20 protein-coding genes are annotated in these 17,991 nt (G+C 45.3%); 16 read left to right on the forward strand and 4 right to left on the reverse strand.

Translation table 11 applies throughout. The annotated features are described in order from the left end of the window. Positions 1–28 precede the first annotated feature (28 nt). The 4 genes from L3V23_RS14375 to L3V23_RS14390 all read right to left on the reverse strand — a co-directional run bounded on the left by L3V23_RS14375 (position 29) and on the right by L3V23_RS14390 (position 3,821). The gene (locus L3V23_RS14375; RefSeq protein WP_042485134.1) at positions 29–238 is read right to left on the reverse strand and encodes a YheU family protein; all 210 of its coding nucleotides are present in this window, start codon (positions 236–238) and stop codon (positions 29–31) included. A 93-nt stretch (positions 239–331) separates the two neighbouring features. Continuing rightward, positions 332–1,312: a hydrolase gene (locus L3V23_RS14380; RefSeq protein ID WP_102966309.1), complete on the reverse strand. Its 981-nt coding sequence runs from the start codon at positions 1,310–1,312 to the stop codon at positions 332–334. A gap of 119 nt (positions 1,313–1,431) precedes the next feature. Further along, on the reverse strand, positions 1,432–1,902 hold the full coding sequence (locus L3V23_RS14385) for a TIGR02444 family protein (protein WP_102966308.1): 471 nt from the start codon (positions 1,900–1,902) through the stop codon (positions 1,432–1,434). Then, positions 1,899–3,821, reverse strand: coding sequence for an ABC transporter ATP-binding protein (locus tag L3V23_RS14390; RefSeq protein ID WP_102966307.1), 1,923 nt, complete (start codon positions 3,819–3,821; stop codon positions 1,899–1,901). The genes L3V23_RS14385 and L3V23_RS14390 overlap by 4 nt, the downstream gene beginning before the upstream one ends. A 275-nt stretch (positions 3,822–4,096) precedes the next feature. Between L3V23_RS14390 and kefG the strand changes: the two genes are divergently transcribed. The 16 genes from kefG to rplV all read left to right on the forward strand — a co-directional run bounded on the left by kefG (position 4,097) and on the right by rplV (position 17,976). After that, on the forward strand, positions 4,097–4,675 hold the full coding sequence (gene kefG, locus L3V23_RS14395; protein WP_102966306.1) for a glutathione-regulated potassium-efflux system ancillary protein KefG: 579 nt from the start codon (positions 4,097–4,099) through the stop codon (positions 4,673–4,675). Continuing rightward, complete coding sequence (kefB, locus tag L3V23_RS14400) at positions 4,668–6,473, forward strand: glutathione-regulated potassium-efflux system protein KefB (protein WP_102966305.1); 1,806 nt, start codon at positions 4,668–4,670, stop codon at positions 6,471–6,473. The genes kefG and kefB overlap by 8 nt, the downstream gene beginning before the upstream one ends. A gap of 29 nt (positions 6,474–6,502) precedes the next feature. After that, positions 6,503–6,703 carry a YheV family putative zinc ribbon protein gene (locus L3V23_RS14405; RefSeq protein ID WP_102941172.1) on the forward strand — a complete coding sequence of 67 codons (201 nt, stop codon included), beginning with the start codon at positions 6,503–6,505 and terminating at the stop codon, positions 6,701–6,703. Between the two features lie 98 nt (positions 6,704–6,801). After that, a complete protein-coding gene (gene slyD / locus L3V23_RS14410; RefSeq protein ID WP_102966304.1) occupies positions 6,802–7,389 on the forward strand; it encodes a peptidylprolyl isomerase in 588 nt (195 codons plus the stop codon). A 112-nt stretch (positions 7,390–7,501) separates the two neighbouring features. Then, complete coding sequence (locus L3V23_RS14415; RefSeq protein WP_102966303.1) at positions 7,502–8,461, forward strand: isoaspartyl peptidase/L-asparaginase; 960 nt, start codon at positions 7,502–7,504, stop codon at positions 8,459–8,461. A 127-nt stretch (positions 8,462–8,588) separates the two neighbouring features. Next, positions 8,589–9,905, forward strand: a complete 1,317-nt coding sequence (locus L3V23_RS14420; RefSeq protein WP_102953988.1) for an adenylosuccinate synthase — start codon at positions 8,589–8,591, stop codon at positions 9,903–9,905. A 224-nt stretch (positions 9,906–10,129) separates the two neighbouring features. Next, the gene (locus L3V23_RS14425) at positions 10,130–10,765 is read left to right on the forward strand and encodes a tetratricopeptide repeat protein (protein ID WP_042485162.1); all 636 of its coding nucleotides are present in this window, start codon (positions 10,130–10,132) and stop codon (positions 10,763–10,765) included. A 216-nt stretch (positions 10,766–10,981) separates the two neighbouring features. Then, positions 10,982–13,429 carry a ribonuclease R gene (gene rnr / locus L3V23_RS14430; protein ID WP_042485166.1) on the forward strand — a complete coding sequence of 816 codons (2,448 nt, stop codon included), beginning with the start codon at positions 10,982–10,984 and terminating at the stop codon, positions 13,427–13,429. Between the two features lie 7 nt (positions 13,430–13,436). Continuing rightward, a complete protein-coding gene (gene rlmB, locus L3V23_RS14435) occupies positions 13,437–14,180 on the forward strand; it encodes a 23S rRNA (guanosine(2251)-2'-O)-methyltransferase RlmB (protein WP_102953989.1) in 744 nt (247 codons plus the stop codon). A gap of 439 nt (positions 14,181–14,619) precedes the next feature. Continuing rightward, complete coding sequence (gene rpsJ / locus L3V23_RS14440) at positions 14,620–14,931, forward strand: 30S ribosomal protein S10 (protein ID WP_001181007.1); 312 nt, start codon at positions 14,620–14,622, stop codon at positions 14,929–14,931. A 14-nt stretch (positions 14,932–14,945) separates the two neighbouring features. Continuing rightward, on the forward strand, positions 14,946–15,575 hold the full coding sequence (gene rplC, locus L3V23_RS14445) for a 50S ribosomal protein L3 (RefSeq protein ID WP_042485177.1): 630 nt from the start codon (positions 14,946–14,948) through the stop codon (positions 15,573–15,575). A 16-nt stretch (positions 15,576–15,591) separates the two neighbouring features. Continuing rightward, positions 15,592–16,194: a 50S ribosomal protein L4 gene (gene rplD, locus L3V23_RS14450; protein WP_042485179.1), complete on the forward strand. Its 603-nt coding sequence runs from the start codon at positions 15,592–15,594 to the stop codon at positions 16,192–16,194. Next, positions 16,191–16,493, forward strand: a complete 303-nt coding sequence (gene rplW / locus L3V23_RS14455) for a 50S ribosomal protein L23 (protein WP_042485182.1) — start codon at positions 16,191–16,193, stop codon at positions 16,491–16,493. The genes rplD and rplW overlap by 4 nt, the downstream gene beginning before the upstream one ends. A 16-nt stretch (positions 16,494–16,509) precedes the next feature. Then, the gene (rplB, locus tag L3V23_RS14460) at positions 16,510–17,334 is read left to right on the forward strand and encodes a 50S ribosomal protein L2 (protein WP_042485185.1); all 825 of its coding nucleotides are present in this window, start codon (positions 16,510–16,512) and stop codon (positions 17,332–17,334) included. A gap of 20 nt (positions 17,335–17,354) precedes the next feature. Continuing rightward, entirely contained in the window at positions 17,355–17,633 is a 279-nt protein-coding gene (gene rpsS / locus L3V23_RS14465) for a 30S ribosomal protein S19 (protein WP_042485188.1), read from the forward strand. Positions 17,634–17,643: 10 nt separating this feature from the next. After that, positions 17,644–17,976 (forward strand): 50S ribosomal protein L22, encoded by a 333-nt coding sequence (gene rplV, locus L3V23_RS14470; RefSeq protein ID WP_042485189.1) that lies wholly within the window; start codon positions 17,644–17,646, stop codon positions 17,974–17,976. The last annotated feature ends 15 nt before the right edge of the window (positions 17,977–17,991 follow it).

Raw genomic sequence — 17,991 nt, forward strand, 5'->3', positions numbered from 1 at the left:
TATAACATGGAATTTCAATTGTCACTGATTATCGATTATTAACTTTGATATCAATACTTTCGTGTAATTCAGAATAGACAATTACCGCATCTCCGCTCCTTAGTAATGCTTTGATTTGGTCGATCTTATGCTCCAGAGAAACTTCAACTTCGCCATAATCTGTGCCTTCTCTGAGCACAAATTCGCTGATGAGGTTTTCTAATGTTTCTGGTGCAATATCTTGCCAAGGTACAATCATAACTTGCTCGTAATTCTACTTAATGTTGTTTCGTCAATATAACGCACGCCAGCCCATTAATGGAGGTGCGAATTTTTTATTGCTGACGAATATTTAATCCTGAGCGTCTTTCAAACTTTCATAATAAGCAGGCAATGCTTTTTCCAGCCAAAATTCAGGCTTTAGGATGCTTCCGGATACAAAGCCAACGTGCCCGCCTTGCTCAAACAAGCGATAGTCGATGTTGTCAGGTAGGATGAATTTGGGAATCACAGATTCATTCATAAATGGATCGTCTTTAGCGTGAATGATCTGAGTGGGTACTTTAATTTGCTGTAGTTTGTTAATACCAGAGCATTTCTCGTAATAGTCTTGCGAATTTTTGAACCCATGTAGGGGCGCAGTGATTAAGTCATCGAAATCACTGAGGTGAGTGACGCGTTTAATGCTCTGATAGGAAAGCCCTAGTTCACCTTTGAGCAGGTGATGCTTTTTCATTGCACTGTTTTTCAGTGATGAGACCAGATAACGGCGATAGATTTTTGAAAAACCGTGTTCAATGCGTTGAGCACAGGCCGCTAAATCCAAGGGGGCGGAAACTACGGTCGCAGCTGTGACTATTGGATCTTCACTGTAGTCAGCCAAGTAGTTCACCAGCATGTTGCCTCCAAGAGAAATACCAGTAGCGACGATAGTGCGATTCGGAAACTGTTCTCTCAAATATTCCAGAACTAAACGGGCATCTTCTACCTCGCCGGAATGGTATGCGCGAGCCAAATTATTCGGCTTACCGCTACAACCGCGGAAGTGCATCATGACCGATAACCAGCCATCTTTGGCAAAGGCTTGCATTAAGCCATTGGCATAAGGGCTATAGAAGCAGCCTTCCAGACCATGAAATAGGATGAAAATGGGCTTCTTCGCTGCGCTTTCACTATGTGCATCTTCACTCCACGCTAAGTCGAGGAAATCGCCGTCAGGTGTATCGAGCGTTTGCCAGACGGGTTCAAACAGCGCTTTCTTACGAATAAAGCGCGGGACTAATGTCTGTAAATGTGGGTTCTTCAAGCCTGTAGCGGCAACAAATTGGGTCATCGGCTAACCATCAAATTAATACAATTATTTTTGCCTATTTAATGATGCAGTTTTGGTGACTGCAACTTTAAGTGGTCTGTTTATATTGAGTATATACCCAATTAAATAAGCGGGAAGATTCAGTTCTTGGGTGCAGGTTTGGCAAACTGTTTAGCGAGGTTTTCGGCACCGAGTTGTCGGCAGTAACGTTGGGTAAGAGGTGTGTCTTCATTATTCATCAAAGTCAGACTATTGATGCAGTCCACTAAGTCAGACTGTTGCTGCTTTTCCAACTGCAATTCGAATTGCAGTGCTTCGCGATATAGGGTGTCCGGAAGAGTGGCTTTTAATTTACGGCGTAACTCTCGGTAGCTATGTAGTAGCGTTTCTGAGCGTCCGATACAGTCAATAACCGTTTGCCAATCTTGCTCATGAAACGCTACTTGCTGCTCATCAAGCCATTTGAGCAGCAGGAGCAAATTTACGTTGCCGTTATAGTGGTTTTGCAGGTGTAAGCACGCCTCTTTGACTTCTCGAACGCTGTAGTACTGCAAGCTGAATTGCCATAGTCGTTCCAACGTGAGTGAAATTCTGACGTGCTCTTGGGTCATTGACTGTTGAACTCCTGTTCCATTTCTTCCAGCGTCTCTTGCTCGCTCATCCACTCCATTTCGATCTCTTCGAGTTCGGATTTCGCCTGAGCTTGTGTAGCGAGAACTTGGTTAAGTTTAGCTTTGTTTTCTGCATCATACAGTGAGGACTCCGATAATTGTTGTTCAGAGTCCGCGACAATTTCGTTCAACTTATCCATTTTCGCTTCGAGTTGTGTCAGCTTTTTGCGAATTGGCGCAGTCAGCTTGCGAAGTTCTGCTTCACGACGTTTTTGATCTTTCTTCGCCGCAGCGCTGTTAGCATTGTCTTTTGGTGCAGCTTGAGCTTGTTGTTCTTTGCGTTCTGCTTTTTGCTGATCCTGAAGCCATTTGTAGTAATCCGTTAAGTCACCATCAAAGGGTGCTACTTGGCGGTCATGAACCAGATACAAATCATCGGTTGTGGCGCGCAGTAGATAGCGGTCATGGCTGACGATAACCATCGCGCCTTCGAAACTTTGCAGTGCAAGAGTCAGGGCTTGACGCATATCCAAATCAAGGTGGTTGGTTGGTTCATCAAGTAATAGCAGGTTTGGTTTTTGCCACACAATAAGAGCCAACACGAGGCGCGCTTTTTCACCGCCCGAGAACGGTCCAACTTTCTCTAGTGCTTTATCACCGTTGAAGCCGAAACTACCCAGATAGTTGCGCAGTTCTAATTCGTTTTTCTCAGGCGCGATTTGCATCATGTGTTGCAAAGGTGTCTCTTCTGGATGAAGCGTTTCAAGCTGATGCTGCGCGAAGTAACCAATTTTCACCCCTTGTGAGTAGGATAGGTCACCACCTTGCGGAGTCAGTTCATTGGATAACAGCTTAATTAGGGTTGATTTACCCGCACCGTTACGACCAAGCAGACCAATACGGCTGCCCGGAACGAGATTAAGACGAATCTTCTCTAGGATAAGGTTATCGTCGTATCCCGCACTCACGTCATCCATCATCAAAATTGGGTTTGGTAGTGCAGACGGTTCGCGAAACTCAAAGCTGAATGGGTTATCAAACTGTGCTGGCAACACTTTTTCCATTCGTTCTAAAGCTTTAATCCGGCTTTGCGCCTGACGAGCTTTAGAAGCTTTGTAACGGAAACGATCGATGTAGCTCTGCATGTGAGTCATCTGCTTTTGTTGCTTCTGATACATGGCTTGTTGTTGCAACATCTTTTGTGCTCGTTGATTTTCAAACGATGAGTAGTTGCCCGTGTATTCATTAAGCTTCTGATTCTCAATATGAATGATACGGTTGATGATCGGGTCTAAGAAATCTCGGTCGTGGGAAATCAGAATCAAAGTTCCCGGATAGCTTTGTAACCAACGCTCTAACCACATCACGGCATCTAAATCTAAGTGGTTAGTTGGTTCATCGAGCAATAGCAAATCAGAGCGGCAAATCAGTGCTTGTGCAAGGTTGAGACGCATACGCCAGCCACCTGAAAACTGAGTCAGGTTCCATGACATCTGTTCTTGGCTAAAGCCTAAACCGTCCAGTAGCTCTGAAGCGCGAGCTCGGATGCTGTAACCGCCAATAGTTTCGATTTTGCCATGCAGCTCAGCTACTAGTGTACCGTTGTCTGCAACTTCTGCGTCACTAAGCTGACGTTCTAAATCTCGGTATTCTCGGTCGCCATCGATAACGTATTCCAAAGCACTGCGTTCTAAAGCCAGCGTTTCTTGCGCTACCCAAGCCAGTTCCCACTGAGCAGGTTTACTGAATGAGCCAGCATCAATAGACAATTCGTCTTTCAAGAGGGCAAATAGGGTGGATTTACCACAACCGTTTTTACCCACTAGACCCACTTTGTCGCCTGGGTTGATGGTTGCTGATGCTTGGTCGAGCAGAGGTTTTCCGCCACGTAGTAGTTGGATGTCCGAGAAGATAATCATAAATTTGTTTTAGCTATTAATAGAGTTGCCGTTGAGATTTCGCCCAGAATAGTAGGGGCAACGAGGATAAATGTCGATCATTATGCAATTTACGTTATGATGCTTATGCCCTTCCTACTTGAAGGTGCAGCGGTGTTGGCTACGTTCGTTCACCCCAATTACATAGTTATCTATGCTCATGGGGACTCACTCACTTGCCGCCTAGCTGCAACTCCAACTAGTTTGGGTATAGCAACAGTTACCAATTTGATAACGTTACGGAGTGCCGTCAAGGAATGACACAAGATACGCCGTCTGCTTTACAAAAGCCTAAAGTATTAGTGATTTATGCTCACCCTGAGCCACATCACTCCATTGCAAACCAAGTGATGATTAAAAAGATCTCTTCACTTGAGCACGTCTCTATTCTTGATCTCTATGCCACATACCCAGACTTTTTCATCGATGTTCAAGCTGAGCGCCAGCGCTTGTTAGAGCATGATGTGATTGTGTTTCAGCACCCTTTGTATATGTATTCCTGTCCGGCGCTACTTAAGGAATGGATGGATAGAATACTGGCAAAAGGATTCGCCTTTGGTAACAAAAGTGAGCTGCGGGGTAAAGTCTGGCGTAGTGTCATCACCACTGGCGGTAACATCGATGCTTTTGGTGAGAAGGGCTATAACCGTTATCCGTTGAAAGACATTTTACAACCATTTGAGCTGACAGCGGCATTGTGTCGTATGCAATGGATAGACCCCATGGTGCTGTATTGGTCACGCAATGTTAGTGACATTGAGCGATATCAACACGCAGAAGCCTATAGACAGTGGTTATTGGACCCGTTAGCTGAGCAAGGAGAGCATCATGGCTGAAGTAAGTAGTGATTTTCTACAAAGTACAGCCGTTTTCCTTACCGCAGCTGTGGTGGCAGTACCTTTAGCGCAAAGGGCAGGGCTTGGTTCTGTTCTGGGGTATTTACTGGCGGGGGTGATCATCGGACCTTGGGGATTGGGCTTAATCAGCGATGTTGAAGCGATTATGCACTTTGCTGAGTTTGGCGTGGTTTTGCTGCTGTTTCTGATTGGCTTAGAGTTAAACCCGAGAAAACTGTGGCAAATGCGTGGGCCAATTTTGGGACTGGGTGGCGCGCAGGTTGTGGTGACGACAGCCGTGATTGCAAGCTTGACTTCGTTGCTGGGCATCGGCTGGCAAAGCAGTTTAGTTATTGGTATGGGGTTGGCGCTCTCTTCAACCGCAATTGCATTACGCGTGATAGAAGAAAGAGGTTTAACTCGAACGGAAACGGGGCAATCCGGTTTTGCTGTTCTGCTATTCCAAGATATTGCTGTTATTCCTATGTTGGCGTTGTTGCCCGTACTGGCAGGTAATACTGGCGGAAGCTGGCTTGATGTCGTCTGGATGTTATGTGGCATTGTTGGTTTATTGGTGGGCGGTCATTACCTTCTGAGCCCTCTGTTTCGCTACATCGTATTAAGTGGTGTGCGAGAGTTGTTTACCGTTGCTGCGCTACTGCTGGTGATTGGTATCGCACTGTTGATGCAGCAATTAGGTTTGTCGATGGCGCTTGGTACCTTCTTAGCTGGGGTGCTGTTGGCCGAAAGTGAGTTCCGTCACGAGCTGGAAATTGCTATCGAGCCCTTCAAAGGCTTGTTGCTTGGCCTGTTCTTTATCTCTGTCGGAATGGCGGTTGATTTAGGGTTGTTGGCTCTTGAACCATTAAGCATATTGCTAGCTGTGATCGCTCTGGTGACAGTCAAAGGTTTACTTCTTTATGTGCTCGCCCGTTTTTCAGGTACTCGGGCTAAAGCTCGTAGCCGAATGGCTGCAATACTGAGCCAAGGCGGTGAGTTTGCTTTTGTTATCTTTACTGCCGCGAGCAGCCAAGGGCTGCTCAAATCAGAGCAAGTCGCCTTTTTGTTGGTAGTGGTGAGCTTATCGATGGTGACTACGCCGTTATTGCTATCGGCTCAAAATCGCTGGTTCGCACTTAATTTGAATAACTCCGATGAAGAAAAGTTGGCATCGGACGTATTCGATAAAGAACCGAGAGTCATTATTGCTGGATTTGGTCGTTTTGGGCAGATTGTTGGCCGCTTGATGTATGCCAACAAGATCAAAATTACGGTATTAGAAAGTGATGCCAGCCAAATAAAATTACTACGCAAATACGGATATAAAGTATTCTATGGCGACGCCACTCAGCTTGAGTTATTGCGAGCGGCGGGTGCAGATGAAGCAGAGGCAATTGTTATCTGTACCGACGCGCCTGATGAAGTGGTGAAAATAGTTGAGCTTTGCAAACATCACTTCCCTAAATTGCAAATATTGGCGCGTGCACGTAGCCGTGTTGAAGCCTACCAATTAATGAATCACGGTGTTGAGCGTTACTCTCGCGAAACCTTTTTAGGTGCGTTGGATCTTGGTCGACAAACGTTAATCTCGTTAGGTATGCATCCTTATGAAGCTAAAAGAGCCGAAGCTCATTTTCGTAAGTTGGACATGGCAATGCTTAAAGAGTTGTTACCTCAGCACAATGAAGGTAAGCGACTTAACTTAAGAGCCAAAGAAGCTCGTAAAGAGTTGGAAGAAATTTTTGGCCGCGAGATGGACGGTGATAAGCAGTCTCGTAGCTATTGGGAAAAAGACTAAAAGAACAAGTAAGTAGTAGGAACCAATACGTGAATATAAAAAAACGCTTTATTGCAGGGGCGAGTTGTCCGAGTTGTAAAGCTCAAGATACCTTACGCTGGTGGATAGAGAACAACATAGAGCTGGTGGAATGCGTTGAATGTGATTATTCAGAACAGCGTAAACCGAAAGCTGTAGAGAAAAGTGAACACGCTCAGGAGCAAATGATCGGTATTTTTAAGCCGGAATAATTGAGTTTCTGCTCACGATCCCCATAATATCCACCATTAGATTATTTTTAGGCATGACTTAATGTGTCTAAAAGCACCAAAACCGCCCTGGAGCCGTTATGAAAATTGAAAAGAACGTGGTTGTAAGCCTTGCTTACCAAGTAAAACTGGAAGATGGCATCGTTGTTGACCAATCCACAGTGGAAGCACCACTAGATTACCTACATGGTCACAACAACCTAATCACTGGCCTTGAAAAAGAGCTAGAAGGCAAAGTAGCAGGTGACAAGTTCACTGCAACTATCGCACCTGAAGATGCATACGGTGAGCACAGCGATGATCTTGTTCAACGCGTTCCTGCAGACGTATTCCAAGGTGTTGATGAGATCGAAGTAGGTATGCGCTTCCTAGCGGATACTGACCAAGGTCCAATCCCTGTAGAAATTACAGAAGTTGATGGTGATGAAGTTGTGGTTGACGGTAACCACATGCTTGCTGGTCACACTCTGACTTTCGATGTAGAAGTTGTTGCAGTTCGTGAAGCAACTGCTGAAGAACTTGAACACGGTCACGTACACCAAGCGGGTGGCTGTGGCGGCCACGGTCACGATCATGATGACCACGAATGTTGTGGTGGTCACGGTCATAGCCATGATCACGACCATGACCACAAAGATGGTTGTTGTGGCGGCGGTCACTGCCACTAAACTGTGCGGTGGGCTTGCTATAAGCAGCTCCTAGCCCTATAAAAGAAAGCGTGAGTCGAGCAATCGGTTCACGCTTTTTTATGTTCGCTTTATCAATATGTAAGGACTTTTTATGCCGCAACCTTTTTCTATTGCGATTCATGGTGGTGCCGGAACAATTTTGCGTGAACAAATGAGTGATGAACTCAAAGGTGAAATCGAGGCTGCGTTAGAGAAATCGGTTAAAACGGGGCATGCCATTCTTGCGCAAGGGGGCGATGCTTTAGATGCTGTGGTCGCAGCGGTAAAAGTGTTGGAAGATGCGCCTCAATTTAATGCAGGCAAAGGCTCGGTATTAACCAATAAAGAAATGGTTGAGATGGATGCTTCCGTGATGCATGGACGAGAGATGGATGCAGGTGCCGTAACGGGAGTTCGCCATATTAAAAATCCGATTGAACTTGCACGTGATGTGATGTTGAAAAGCGACCATGTTTTGTTGATGGGTGAAGGAGCCGAAGAGTTCGCTTTTAGCTTGGGTTATGAGTATACCGAGCAGGATTACTTCTTTACTGAACGCCGCTATGAACAACTGCAGTCCATGAAAGAGAAAGGCCTGTTTGCACTGTCGGAAGCTAAGTACTCGACAGAAAAACAGTATCCAGATGACAAAAAATTTGGCACGGTTGGCGCCGTAGCGCTTGATCAGCAAGGCAATTTAGCAGCAGCTACAAGTACTGGTGGAATCACCAACAAAAAGTTTGGCCGCATTGGTGATTCGCCAATCATAGGTGCAGGTACGATTGCTGAAAATGGCAATGTTGCTGTATCAACAACGGGGATGGGCGAGTTCTTCATTCGCAAAATGGTCGCATCAGATGTAGCGGCGAGAATGCGCTATTTAAAAGAAGATATTCACACCGCCTGTGAACACATTATTCAAGGTGATTTGAAGGCAATTGGCGGTGAGGGAGGCCTTATTGCGGTTGATGCTAATGGTGAAATTCACTTTGCGATGAATAGCTTAGGAATGTATCGAGCAAGTGTTGATACTAAAGGTGATCTGCTCATAAAAATATATGCAGATGATTGAGTTTTAATCTGAAAAACGAGAATGTCTGCGCACGAATTTATTCGACTATTTTTTGCCTAAAAAATGACTGCAACGAATCAAATTCGATGCTAGAATCCATTTTTAACTAGCAATCAGATTTGGAAAGATGGGTAATAACGTAGTCGTTCTTGGCACCCAATGGGGTGATGAAGGTAAAGGTAAAATCGTAGACCTTTTAACTGAAGATGCAAAATATGTGGTTCGCTACCAAGGTGGTCACAACGCTGGCCATACTCTAGTTATTGATGGCGAGAAAACAGTTCTTCACTTGATTCCATCAGGTATCCTTCGCAATAACGTGAAATGCATTATCGGTAACGGTGTTGTACTTTCACCAGATGCACTAATCAAAGAAATGACAGGTCTAGAAGACCGTGGTGTTCCTGTTCAAGAGCGTCTTTTCATTTCTGAAGCTTGTCCTCTAATTCTTCCATACCATATTGCTCTAGACCAAGCGCGTGAAACTGCTCGTGGTAATAAAGCAATTGGTACGACTGGTCGTGGTATCGGTCCTGCTTACGAAGATAAAGTTGCTCGTCGTGGTCTACGTGTTGGTGACCTATTCGATCGCGCAGCATTCGCTGAGAAACTAAAAGAAGTTATGGCTTACCATAACTTCCAACTAGAAAACTTCTACAAAGTTGAGCCCGTAAGCTACGAAGACGTGCTTGAGCAAGCAATGGGTTATGCTGACCTATTGACGTCAATGGTTATCGACGTAACTGACGAACTTGATGCAGCGCGTAAGCGTGGCGATAAGATCATGTTCGAAGGCGCTCAAGGTACTCTGCTTGATATCGACCACGGTACTTACCCATATGTAACTTCTTCTAACACGACAGCTGGTGGTGTTGCTGCAGGTTCTGGTTTTGGTCCTCGTCACCTAGGTTACATTCTAGGTATCGCTAAAGCTTACTGTACTCGTGTAGGTTCTGGTCCTTTCCCGACTGAGCTGTATGATGGTAAAGAGAAGCAAGATCCAGTTGGTAAGCATTTAGGTACTGTAGGTGCTGAATTTGGTGCAACAACGGGTCGTCTACGTCGTACCGGTTGGTTCGATGCTGTTGCAATGCGTCGTGCAATTCAAATCAACTCAATTACAGGTTTCTGTATGACGAAACTAGACGTATTAGACGGTCTAGAAGAAATCAAAATCTGTACTGGTTACCAAATGGCAGATGGTTCAATCGCTGAAGTTTCACCAATGGCAGCAGATGCTTACGATAACGTAACGCCAATCTACGAAACCATGCCAGGTTGGTCTGAAAAAACTTTCGGTGCTAAGTCTATCGACGCTCTTCCTCAAGCTGCACTTGACTACATCAAGCGTATTGAAGAGCTAACAGGCGTTCCAGTAGACATCATCTCTACAGGCCCTGACCGTAACGAAACAATCATCAAAGTACACCCATTCAGCGTGTAAGCTAGATACTTGTTTATAGAACCGGCTCATTGAGCCGGTTTTTTTATGCCGCAAGTGATGCTATTTTGTACGTCGGTGGCAATAAATTGCCGATTATTTACAAGATTGACCTAAAGAGATTCACTTAATCGCCGATAAAAAATCAAACCAGCCATTATGCGTAATAACGCTATACTCAAAAAAGCGGTGTTGTGTGGCTATCGGAATTAAGTAAGAGTGCATGTATGAAGCTACGAACGGTGGCAGCTTCTCTATTATTGGCATTGCATTCCTCGTTTAGTCACGCTGCTGTGGCCGATGTGGGGGAGCCTGTACCAATTTATACAGAAGCTGAACTCATAAAATTGATTGAAGAAAACAAGCATTTGGAGCGTGTCAAAGCCGACAATTGTCAGTTGGTGGAAGATATCGTTGCACGTGCCACTCGCATCAATTTACCGTCATACGAGTTTTTGTATGGCGATATGCTGGCGTGGGGTGTCTGTGTCGATCAGGATGTCGAGCTAGGTCTGTATTACATGGAAAATGCTGCTCATCAAGGTTTGCCAACCGCACTTGAGCAGTTAGGTCGTTATTACTCGCGCGGAACGTTAGTGCAGCAAGATAAAGAGCGCGCTATTCCGTATCTCCGTGAAGCTGCTTCTATGGGGAATTTGAACGCCCGTATTCAGTTGGCTGAATTGCTGTTGAGAGACTACGGCAGCCCTCTGGATTATGAAGATGCTTATCGCTGGCTCTATAACTCTGCAACAGCAGATCAAAGAGTGCATAGTCGTATTAATATCTTACGACAGGGGTTAGAGATGCGAATGCCAGAGAACATTATTGCGCGCGCGAAGCGTCGTGAAACCTTCTGGTAAAGCTCGTAATTGATTCTGCAAACACATTTATCTGTTCATGTTCAGCCTCTAGGGTTGAACATGAATTTCTTACCTTTCCTCACTGTATTTCACTTTTATTACTTCAAAGATAGTGCAACAGAACTATCTTATTAGTATTACTCACTTTTTATCCTTAAGCTTAACCACGCAGTAGGATATACTTTAATTCCCCTCTTACTTTAAGTAGGTCTGCCTATGTCTGATTCCACCCATATTGATCCGTTTGCGGATCGCGAAGCCGATAATTACGAAAATCCGATCCCGAGTCGTGAGTTCATCATCGAATTTTTAACTCAAGCTAATGTGCCAATGAATCGCAACGATTTGTTTGAAGCACTAAAACTCACCGGCGAAGATCAGTATGAAGGCCTACGTCGGCGTCTTCGTGCCATGGAGAGAGATGGACAACTCATCTTTACTCGTCGTCAATGCTATGCACTGCCTGAAAAACTAGAACTAATTAAAGGGTATGTAATTGGTCACAAAGATGGCTATGGTTGGGTACGTCCAGAAGGCAACACCAACAAAGACAACGACATTTTATTACCTCACCATCAGATGAGAACCATCATCCATGGTGATTACGTGTTGGTTCAACCAGCAGGTACGGATAAGCGCGGAAGAAAAGAGGGGCGCTTAGTTCGCGTATTGGAAGAACGTAAAACACAAATCGTCGGTCGCTTCTTCTTCGAGCATGGTTACTCGTATGTGGTGCCAGACGACTCACGTATTCATCAGGATATTTTGATCCCTAATGAGCAGCGTAGCGGTGCTCGAATGGGCAATGTAGTGGTGATTGAGATTACAGACCGAGGCTCACGTAGTCGCGGTATGATGGGTAGCGTGGTTGAAGTACTCGGTGAAAACATGGCACCGGGAATGGAAACACAAATTGCCATCCGTACGCATCAAATTCCTCATGTGTGGCCAGACGAAGTTGAAAAACAGGTCGCAGGATTAGGTGAAGAAGTTCCAGAAGAAGCTAAGGTGGGACGAGTCGATCTGCGTGAACTACCGTTAGTGACCATTGATGGCGAAGATGCGCGAGACTTTGATGATGCGGTTTTCTGTGAAGCGAAAAAAGGTGGCGGCTGGCGTTTATGGGTAGCGATTGCAGATGTAAGTTATTACGTTCGCCCTGATACCGCGCTAGATAAAGAAGCGATTAACCGTGGTAACTCGGTTTACTTCCCGTCACAAGTCGTGCCTATGCTGCCGGAAGTGCTTTCAAATGGCTTATGTTCACTGAACCCACAAGTGGATCGCTTGTGTATGGTGTGTGAAATGACCATTTCTGAAAGTGGTAAGTTATCGAGTTACAAACACTATGAAGCGGTGATGAACTCACATGCTCGCCTGACGTACACTAAAGTGCACGAGATCTTAGAAGGTGATGAAGAGTTACGTGAGCGTTATCGTGATTTAGTACCGCACCTTGAAGAGCTGCATAAGATGTATCAAGTATTGAAAGTGGCGCGCGAGCAGCGTGGTGCAATCGAATTTGAAACCGTCGAGACCAAGTTCATTTTTACGCCAGATCGTAAGATTGACAGTATTGAGCCACTTATCCGTAATGATGCTCATAAGCTGATTGAAGAGTGCATGATCATGGCGAACATTGCTTCTGCCTCATTGGTGGAAAAAGCAAAAGAGCCAGCGTTATACCGCATTCATGAAACTCCGGGTGAAGAACGTCTGATGGGCTTCAGAGATTTCCTTGGTGAATTAGGCTTAGAGCTGTCAGGTGGTCTTGAACCATCCCCAACCGATTATGCACATTTGATGCAACAGATCGGTGAGCGTCCAGACAAAGAACTGATTCAAACTATGTTGCTGCGCTCGATGAAGCAAGCGATATACAGCCCTGACAATGCTGGTCACTTCGGCTTGGCGTTGAAGCGTTATGCTCACTTCACTTCGCCGATCCGTCGTTATCCAGATTTGTTGTTGCACCGTGCAATTAAATATCTAATTGCCAAACATGAAGGGCGTAACCAAGACCGTTGGACTCCGACGGGTGGCTTCCACTATTCATTTGACGATATGAACTACTATGGTGAGCAGTGTTCAATGACTGAACGCCGCGCAGATGATGCTACTCGTGAAGTATCCGATTGGCTGAAATGTGAGTACATGCAAGACCATGTTGGTGAAGAGCTGGAAGGTGTCATTGCCAACGTGACTGGATTTGGCTTCTTCGTTCGTTTAGCTGATTTGCACATTGATGGTTTGGTGCATATTTCTACTTTAGCGAATGACTACTACCGATTTGACCCGATTGGTCAAAGACTTATCGGAGAGTCGTTTGGTAATACCTACCGCTTAGGCGATTCTGTCAAAGTTAAAGTGTTGTCAGTGAACCTTGATGATAGACAAATTGACTTTGAAATCGTTGAAACAAGTCGTAAGCTACGCGGCGCTGGTAAGACTGCTAAGAAACGAGCGACAGAATCGAAAGCAAAAGCGAAAGGCAAAAAAGCGGCTGCAAACCTTGGTAGTAAAGCTGTACCAATGATTGAACCCACTAAACGTCCAGATGACGGTAGTGGTAAGCAAAAAGACAAAACGAGTAAATCCGCTAAGTCTCGTAAACAGAAAGCTCGAGCTCAAGCTGGCAAAGCAAGAGCAAAAAAGAACAAATAGGTAACTCATGAGTAACGAATTAATTTATGGCATCCACGCAGTAAAAGCGGTGTTAGAACGAGACCCTGCTCGTTTTGTGGAAGCTTATGTACTGAAAGGTCGTCAGGATGATCGATTACTGCCTGTTCTGAATGAACTTGCACGTCTAGGCGTGTCGATTCAAGAAATGAACCGTAAAGTTCTGGATGACAAAGCACAAGGTGCTAACCACCAAGGCGTGATAGCCAAAGTAAAACCAGCTAGACAGCTCAACGAGCACGATTTAGAGCTCATCGTTGACCAAGCTGAGCAACCGCTATTCTTAGTTCTTGATGGTGTCACTGACCCACATAACTTAGGCGCGTGTCTGCGTAATGCTGATGCCGCGGGTGTGGCTGCGGTTATCGTACCAAAAGACAGATCAGCACCATTGACTGCGACGGTAAGCAAAGTGGCATGTGGCGCAGCAGAAACGGTGCCACTTGTTCGCGTTACTAACTTAGCTCGTACCATGCGTGCGATGCAGGAAAAAGGCGTATGGTTTGTCGGTACGGCTGGTGAAGCGACTCACGATATCTACCAAAGCAAACTAACAGGACCGTTAGCCATCGTCATGGGGGCTGAGGGAGACGGTATGCGTCGTTTAACCCGAGAAACTTGTGATGACCTGATAAAGATTCCAATGGCGGGTTCAGTATCAAGTCTGAATGTTTCTGTTGCTTCGGGAATTTGTTTATTTGAAGCCGTGCGCCAGCGTATTGCGGCTAAATAAAAAGCTCATATATCTTATATATAAAGAGGGTTGATAGTCATTATCAACCCTCTTTCATTCCACTTATCCTGCCTTTTGTTTGGTTGAATTTTGTTCGTTTATTTTTCAAACAACCCTTGCATGTAAAACTGTGATCTGTATAATGCAGCGCACTGGTTAAGCCAGTTGTGAACCAATGAGCAGCGAGGAGCTGATAAGTCCTAGGTTTTTTATAAAATTCAGGTTTGTCAGGTAATGTATACTCAGCTTATGTTCGCAGTTAATTAAAATTTAGCTCATAGTTATCTAATTTAGATAACTGAGGTTAATCACCTATTAGCTGACAATGTGCCCAATCTGGGTACTACGGTTTCACATAAATCAATCGGCATTCTCTCGTTTTAACGAGTTTGAGTGGCGATATTGTTTGTGTAATTTTTAATTATTGGAGCTCTGTCTCATGCAGAACCAACGCATCCGTATCCGCCTAAAAGCTTTCGATTACAAACTAATCGACGCTTCTACAGCGGAAATCGTTGAAACAGCTAAGCGTACCGGCGCGCAGGTTCGTGGTCCTATTCCACTACCTACTCGTAAAGAGCGTTTCACTGTTCTTATCTCTCCACACGTAAACAAAGATGCACGTGACCAGTACGAAATTCGTACTCACAAGCGTCTGATCGACATCGTTGAACCAACTGACAAGACTGTAGATGCTCTAATGCGTCTAGACCTTGCTGCTGGTGTTGATGTTCAAATCAGCCTAGGTTAAGGGAGATTAGAAGAATGATTGGTCTAGTCGGACGTAAAGTGGGTATGACCCGCGTATTTACTGAAGAAGGCGTTTCTATCCCAGTAACTGTTGTGGAAGTTGAAGCGAACCGCGTTGCTCAAGTTAAAACTCTTGAGAACGATGGTTACACAGCTATCCAGGTAACTGCTGGTGCTAAGAAAGCTAGCCGTGTTTCAAAGCCAGAAGCTGGTCACTTTGCGAAAGCAGGTGTTGAAGCTGGTCGTGGTCTTTGGGAATTCCGCTTAGAAAGCGGTGAAGAGTTTGAAGTTGGTGCTGAACTAACTGTTGAACTTTTCAACGAAATCAAAAAAGTAGACGTTACTGGTACATCTAAAGGTAAGGGCTTCCAAGGCGTTGTTAAACGTTGGAACTTCCGTACTCAAGATATGACTCACGGTAACTCTTTGTCTCACCGTGCTCCTGGTTCTATCGGTCAATGTCAGACTCCAGGTCGCGTGTTTAAAGGCAAAAAAATGTCTGGTCACATGGGTGCTGAGCGTGTAACGACTCAAAACCTTGAGATCGTACGTGTTGACGCTGAGCGCAATCTGCTTCTTATTAAAGGTGCAGTCCCTGGCTCAATTGGCGGTAACGTTATCGTCAAACCAGCAGTTAAAGCATAACGTCTAGGAGTAAGTAATGGAATTGATGGTTAAAGGTGCTAACGCACTAACTGTTTCCGAAACTACTTTCGGACGTGAGTTCAACGAAGCTCTTGTACACCAAGTAGTTGTTGCGTACGCAGCAGGTGCTCGTCAAGGTACTCGTGCTCAAAAAACACGTTCAGAAGTTTCTGGCGGTGGCGCTAAGCCATGGCGTCAAAAAGGTACTGGCCGTGCGCGTGCTGGTACTATCCGTAGCCCAATCTGGCGTACAGGTGGTGTTACTTTTGCTGCGAAACCACAAGATCACAGCCAAAAAGTAAACAAAAAAATGTACCGTGGTGCTATGAAGAGCATCTTCTCTGAGCTAGTTCGTCAAGAGCGTTTAATCGTTGTTGAAAGCTTCTCAGTTGATGCACCAAAAACTAAAGAGCTAACAGCTAAGCTGAAAGAACTTGAACTTAACGATGTTCTAATCGTTACTGGTGAAGTAGACGAGAATCTATTCTTAGCTGCGCGTAACCTGTACAAAGTTGACGTGCGTGACGTTACTGGTATCGACCCAGTTAGCCTAATCGCATTTGACAAGGTTCTTATGACTGCTGATGCAGTTAAGCAAGTTGAGGAGATGCTGGCATGATCCGTGAAGAGCGTCTACTAAAAGTTCTACGTGCACCGCACATCTCTGAAAAAGCAACTATGGCTGCTGAGAAAGCGAACACTATCGTTTTCAAAGTATCAATGGATGCTACTAAAAAAGAGATCAAAGCAGCTGTAGAAAAGCTATTTGAAGTTGAAGTTAAGTCTGTAAACACTCTTATCACTAAGGGTAAGACCAAGCGTCAAGGGCTACGCCAAGGCCGTCGTTCAGACGTGAAAAAAGCGTACGTTACTTTGAACGAAGGTCAAGATCTTGACTTTGTTGGCGGCGCGGAATAACAGGAGTAGTTGAAAAATGGCTATTGTTAAATGTAAGCCGACTTCGGCTGGTCGCCGTCACGTTGTTAAGGTTGTTAATGCTGACCTACATAAAGGTAAGCCTTACGCGCCACTTCTAGAGAAAAACTCTAAGAACGGCGGTCGTAACAACAACGGTCGTATCACAGTACGTCACATCGGTGGTGGTCACAAACAACACTACCGTCTGATTGACTTTAAACGTACTAAAGATGGTATCCCAGCGAAAGTTGAGCGTCTTGAATACGATCCAAACCGTAGCGCAAACATCGCTCTAGTTCTGTACGCAGACGGTGAGCGTCGTTACATCCTAGCACCTAAAGGTGTTCAAGCTGGTGATGCTATCCAGTCTGGCGTTGATGCGCCAATCAAAGCTGGTAACGCAATGCCAATGCGTAACATCCCAGTAGGTTCAACTGTACACAACGTTGAACTTAAGCCTGGTAAAGGTGGTCAGCTAGCTCGTTCGGCTGGTGCATATGCTCAAATCGTTGCTCGCGACGGTGCATACGTAACTATCCGTCTACGTTCTGGCGAGATGCGCAAAGTATTGTCTGAAGGCCGTGCAACAATCGGTGAAGTAGGCAACGCAGAGCACATGCTACGTGAATTAGGTAAAGCTGGTGCAAGCCGTTGGCGTGGTGTTCGTCCTACCGTTCGCGGTGTGGTAATGAACCCGGTTGACCACCCACATGGTGGTGGTGAAGGCCGTACGTCTGGTGGTCGTCACCCAGTTTCTCCTTGGGGTATGCCAACTAAAGGCTACAAGACTCGTAGCAACAAACGCACTGACAAGTACATCGTACGTCGTCGCAATAAGTAATCTATTTAAGAGGATAAGCCATGCCACGTTCTCTCAAGAAAGGTCCATTTATTGACCTACACTTGCTGAAGAAGGTAGAGAAAGCGGTGGAAAGCGGAGACAAAAAGCCTATTAAGACTTGGTCCCGTCGTTCAATGATCATTCCTACAATGATCGGTTTGACCATCGCTGTCCATAATGGTCGTCAACACGTTCCAGTTTTCGTAACTGACGAGATGATCGGTCACAAACTTGGTGAATTTGCACCAACTCGCACTTACCGCGGCCATGTCGTGGATAAGAAAGCTAAGAAGCGTTAAGGAGTAAATGATGGAAGCATTAGCTAAACATAACTTTGCTCGCATTTCGCCTCAGAAAGCTCGCTTAGTTGCAGATCAAATTCGCGGTAAGAAAGTTGACCAAGCTCTAGAACTTCTAACATTCAGCAACAAGAAAGCTGCTGAGCTAGTTAAGAAAGTTCTTGAGTCAGCAATCGCTAACGCGGAACATAACGAAGGTGCTGACATTGACGATCTACGTGTCGCTAAAATCTTCGTAGATGAGGGCCCTGTCATGAAGCGTATTATGCCTCGTGCTAAAGGCCGTGCGGATCGTATCTTGAAGCGTTCAAGCCACATTACTGTGGTTGTCGCAGATCGCTAAGAGACTAGGAGAGTA

Origin of the sequence: Vibrio sp. A1-b2 (assembly GCF_021726015.1) — a bacterium.
In the GTDB taxonomy this organism is placed as follows: domain Bacteria; phylum Pseudomonadota; class Gammaproteobacteria; order Enterobacterales; family Vibrionaceae; genus Vibrio; species Vibrio diazotrophicus.

What these genes read in the sequence shown, in the direction of transcription:
- rnr (WP_042485166.1), top strand. Translation starts at nt 10,982, where the DNA reads ATGTCTGATTCCACCCATATTGATCCGTTTGCGGATCGCGAAGCCGAT.
- rpsS (WP_042485188.1), top strand. Translation starts at nt 17,355, where the DNA reads ATGCCACGTTCTCTCAAGAAAGGTCCATTTATTGACCTACACTTGCTG.
- L3V23_RS14375 (WP_042485134.1), bottom strand. Translation starts at nt 238, where the DNA reads ATGATTGTACCTTGGCAAGATATTGCACCAGAAACATTAGAAAACCTC.
- rlmB (WP_102953989.1), top strand. Translation starts at nt 13,437, where the DNA reads ATGAGTAACGAATTAATTTATGGCATCCACGCAGTAAAAGCGGTGTTA.
- L3V23_RS14385 (WP_102966308.1), bottom strand. Translation starts at nt 1,902, where the DNA reads ATGACCCAAGAGCACGTCAGAATTTCACTCACGTTGGAACGACTATGG.
- L3V23_RS14380 (WP_102966309.1), bottom strand. Translation starts at nt 1,312, where the DNA reads ATGACCCAATTTGTTGCCGCTACAGGCTTGAAGAACCCACATTTACAG.
- rpsJ (WP_001181007.1), top strand. Translation starts at nt 14,620, where the DNA reads ATGCAGAACCAACGCATCCGTATCCGCCTAAAAGCTTTCGATTACAAA.
- rplW (WP_042485182.1), top strand. Translation starts at nt 16,191, where the DNA reads ATGATCCGTGAAGAGCGTCTACTAAAAGTTCTACGTGCACCGCACATC.
- L3V23_RS14415 (WP_102966303.1), top strand. Translation starts at nt 7,502, where the DNA reads ATGCCGCAACCTTTTTCTATTGCGATTCATGGTGGTGCCGGAACAATT.
- L3V23_RS14420 (WP_102953988.1), top strand. Translation starts at nt 8,589, where the DNA reads ATGGGTAATAACGTAGTCGTTCTTGGCACCCAATGGGGTGATGAAGGT.
- rplB (WP_042485185.1), top strand. Translation starts at nt 16,510, where the DNA reads ATGGCTATTGTTAAATGTAAGCCGACTTCGGCTGGTCGCCGTCACGTT.
- rplC (WP_042485177.1), top strand. Translation starts at nt 14,946, where the DNA reads ATGATTGGTCTAGTCGGACGTAAAGTGGGTATGACCCGCGTATTTACT.
- kefG (WP_102966306.1), top strand. Translation starts at nt 4,097, where the DNA reads ATGACACAAGATACGCCGTCTGCTTTACAAAAGCCTAAAGTATTAGTG.
- L3V23_RS14390 (WP_102966307.1), bottom strand. Translation starts at nt 3,821, where the DNA reads ATGATTATCTTCTCGGACATCCAACTACTACGTGGCGGAAAACCTCTG.
- rplD (WP_042485179.1), top strand. Translation starts at nt 15,592, where the DNA reads ATGGAATTGATGGTTAAAGGTGCTAACGCACTAACTGTTTCCGAAACT.
- L3V23_RS14425 (WP_042485162.1), top strand. Translation starts at nt 10,130, where the DNA reads ATGAAGCTACGAACGGTGGCAGCTTCTCTATTATTGGCATTGCATTCC.
- rplV (WP_042485189.1), top strand. Translation starts at nt 17,644, where the DNA reads ATGGAAGCATTAGCTAAACATAACTTTGCTCGCATTTCGCCTCAGAAA.
- slyD (WP_102966304.1), top strand. Translation starts at nt 6,802, where the DNA reads ATGAAAATTGAAAAGAACGTGGTTGTAAGCCTTGCTTACCAAGTAAAA.
- kefB (WP_102966305.1), top strand. Translation starts at nt 4,668, where the DNA reads ATGGCTGAAGTAAGTAGTGATTTTCTACAAAGTACAGCCGTTTTCCTT.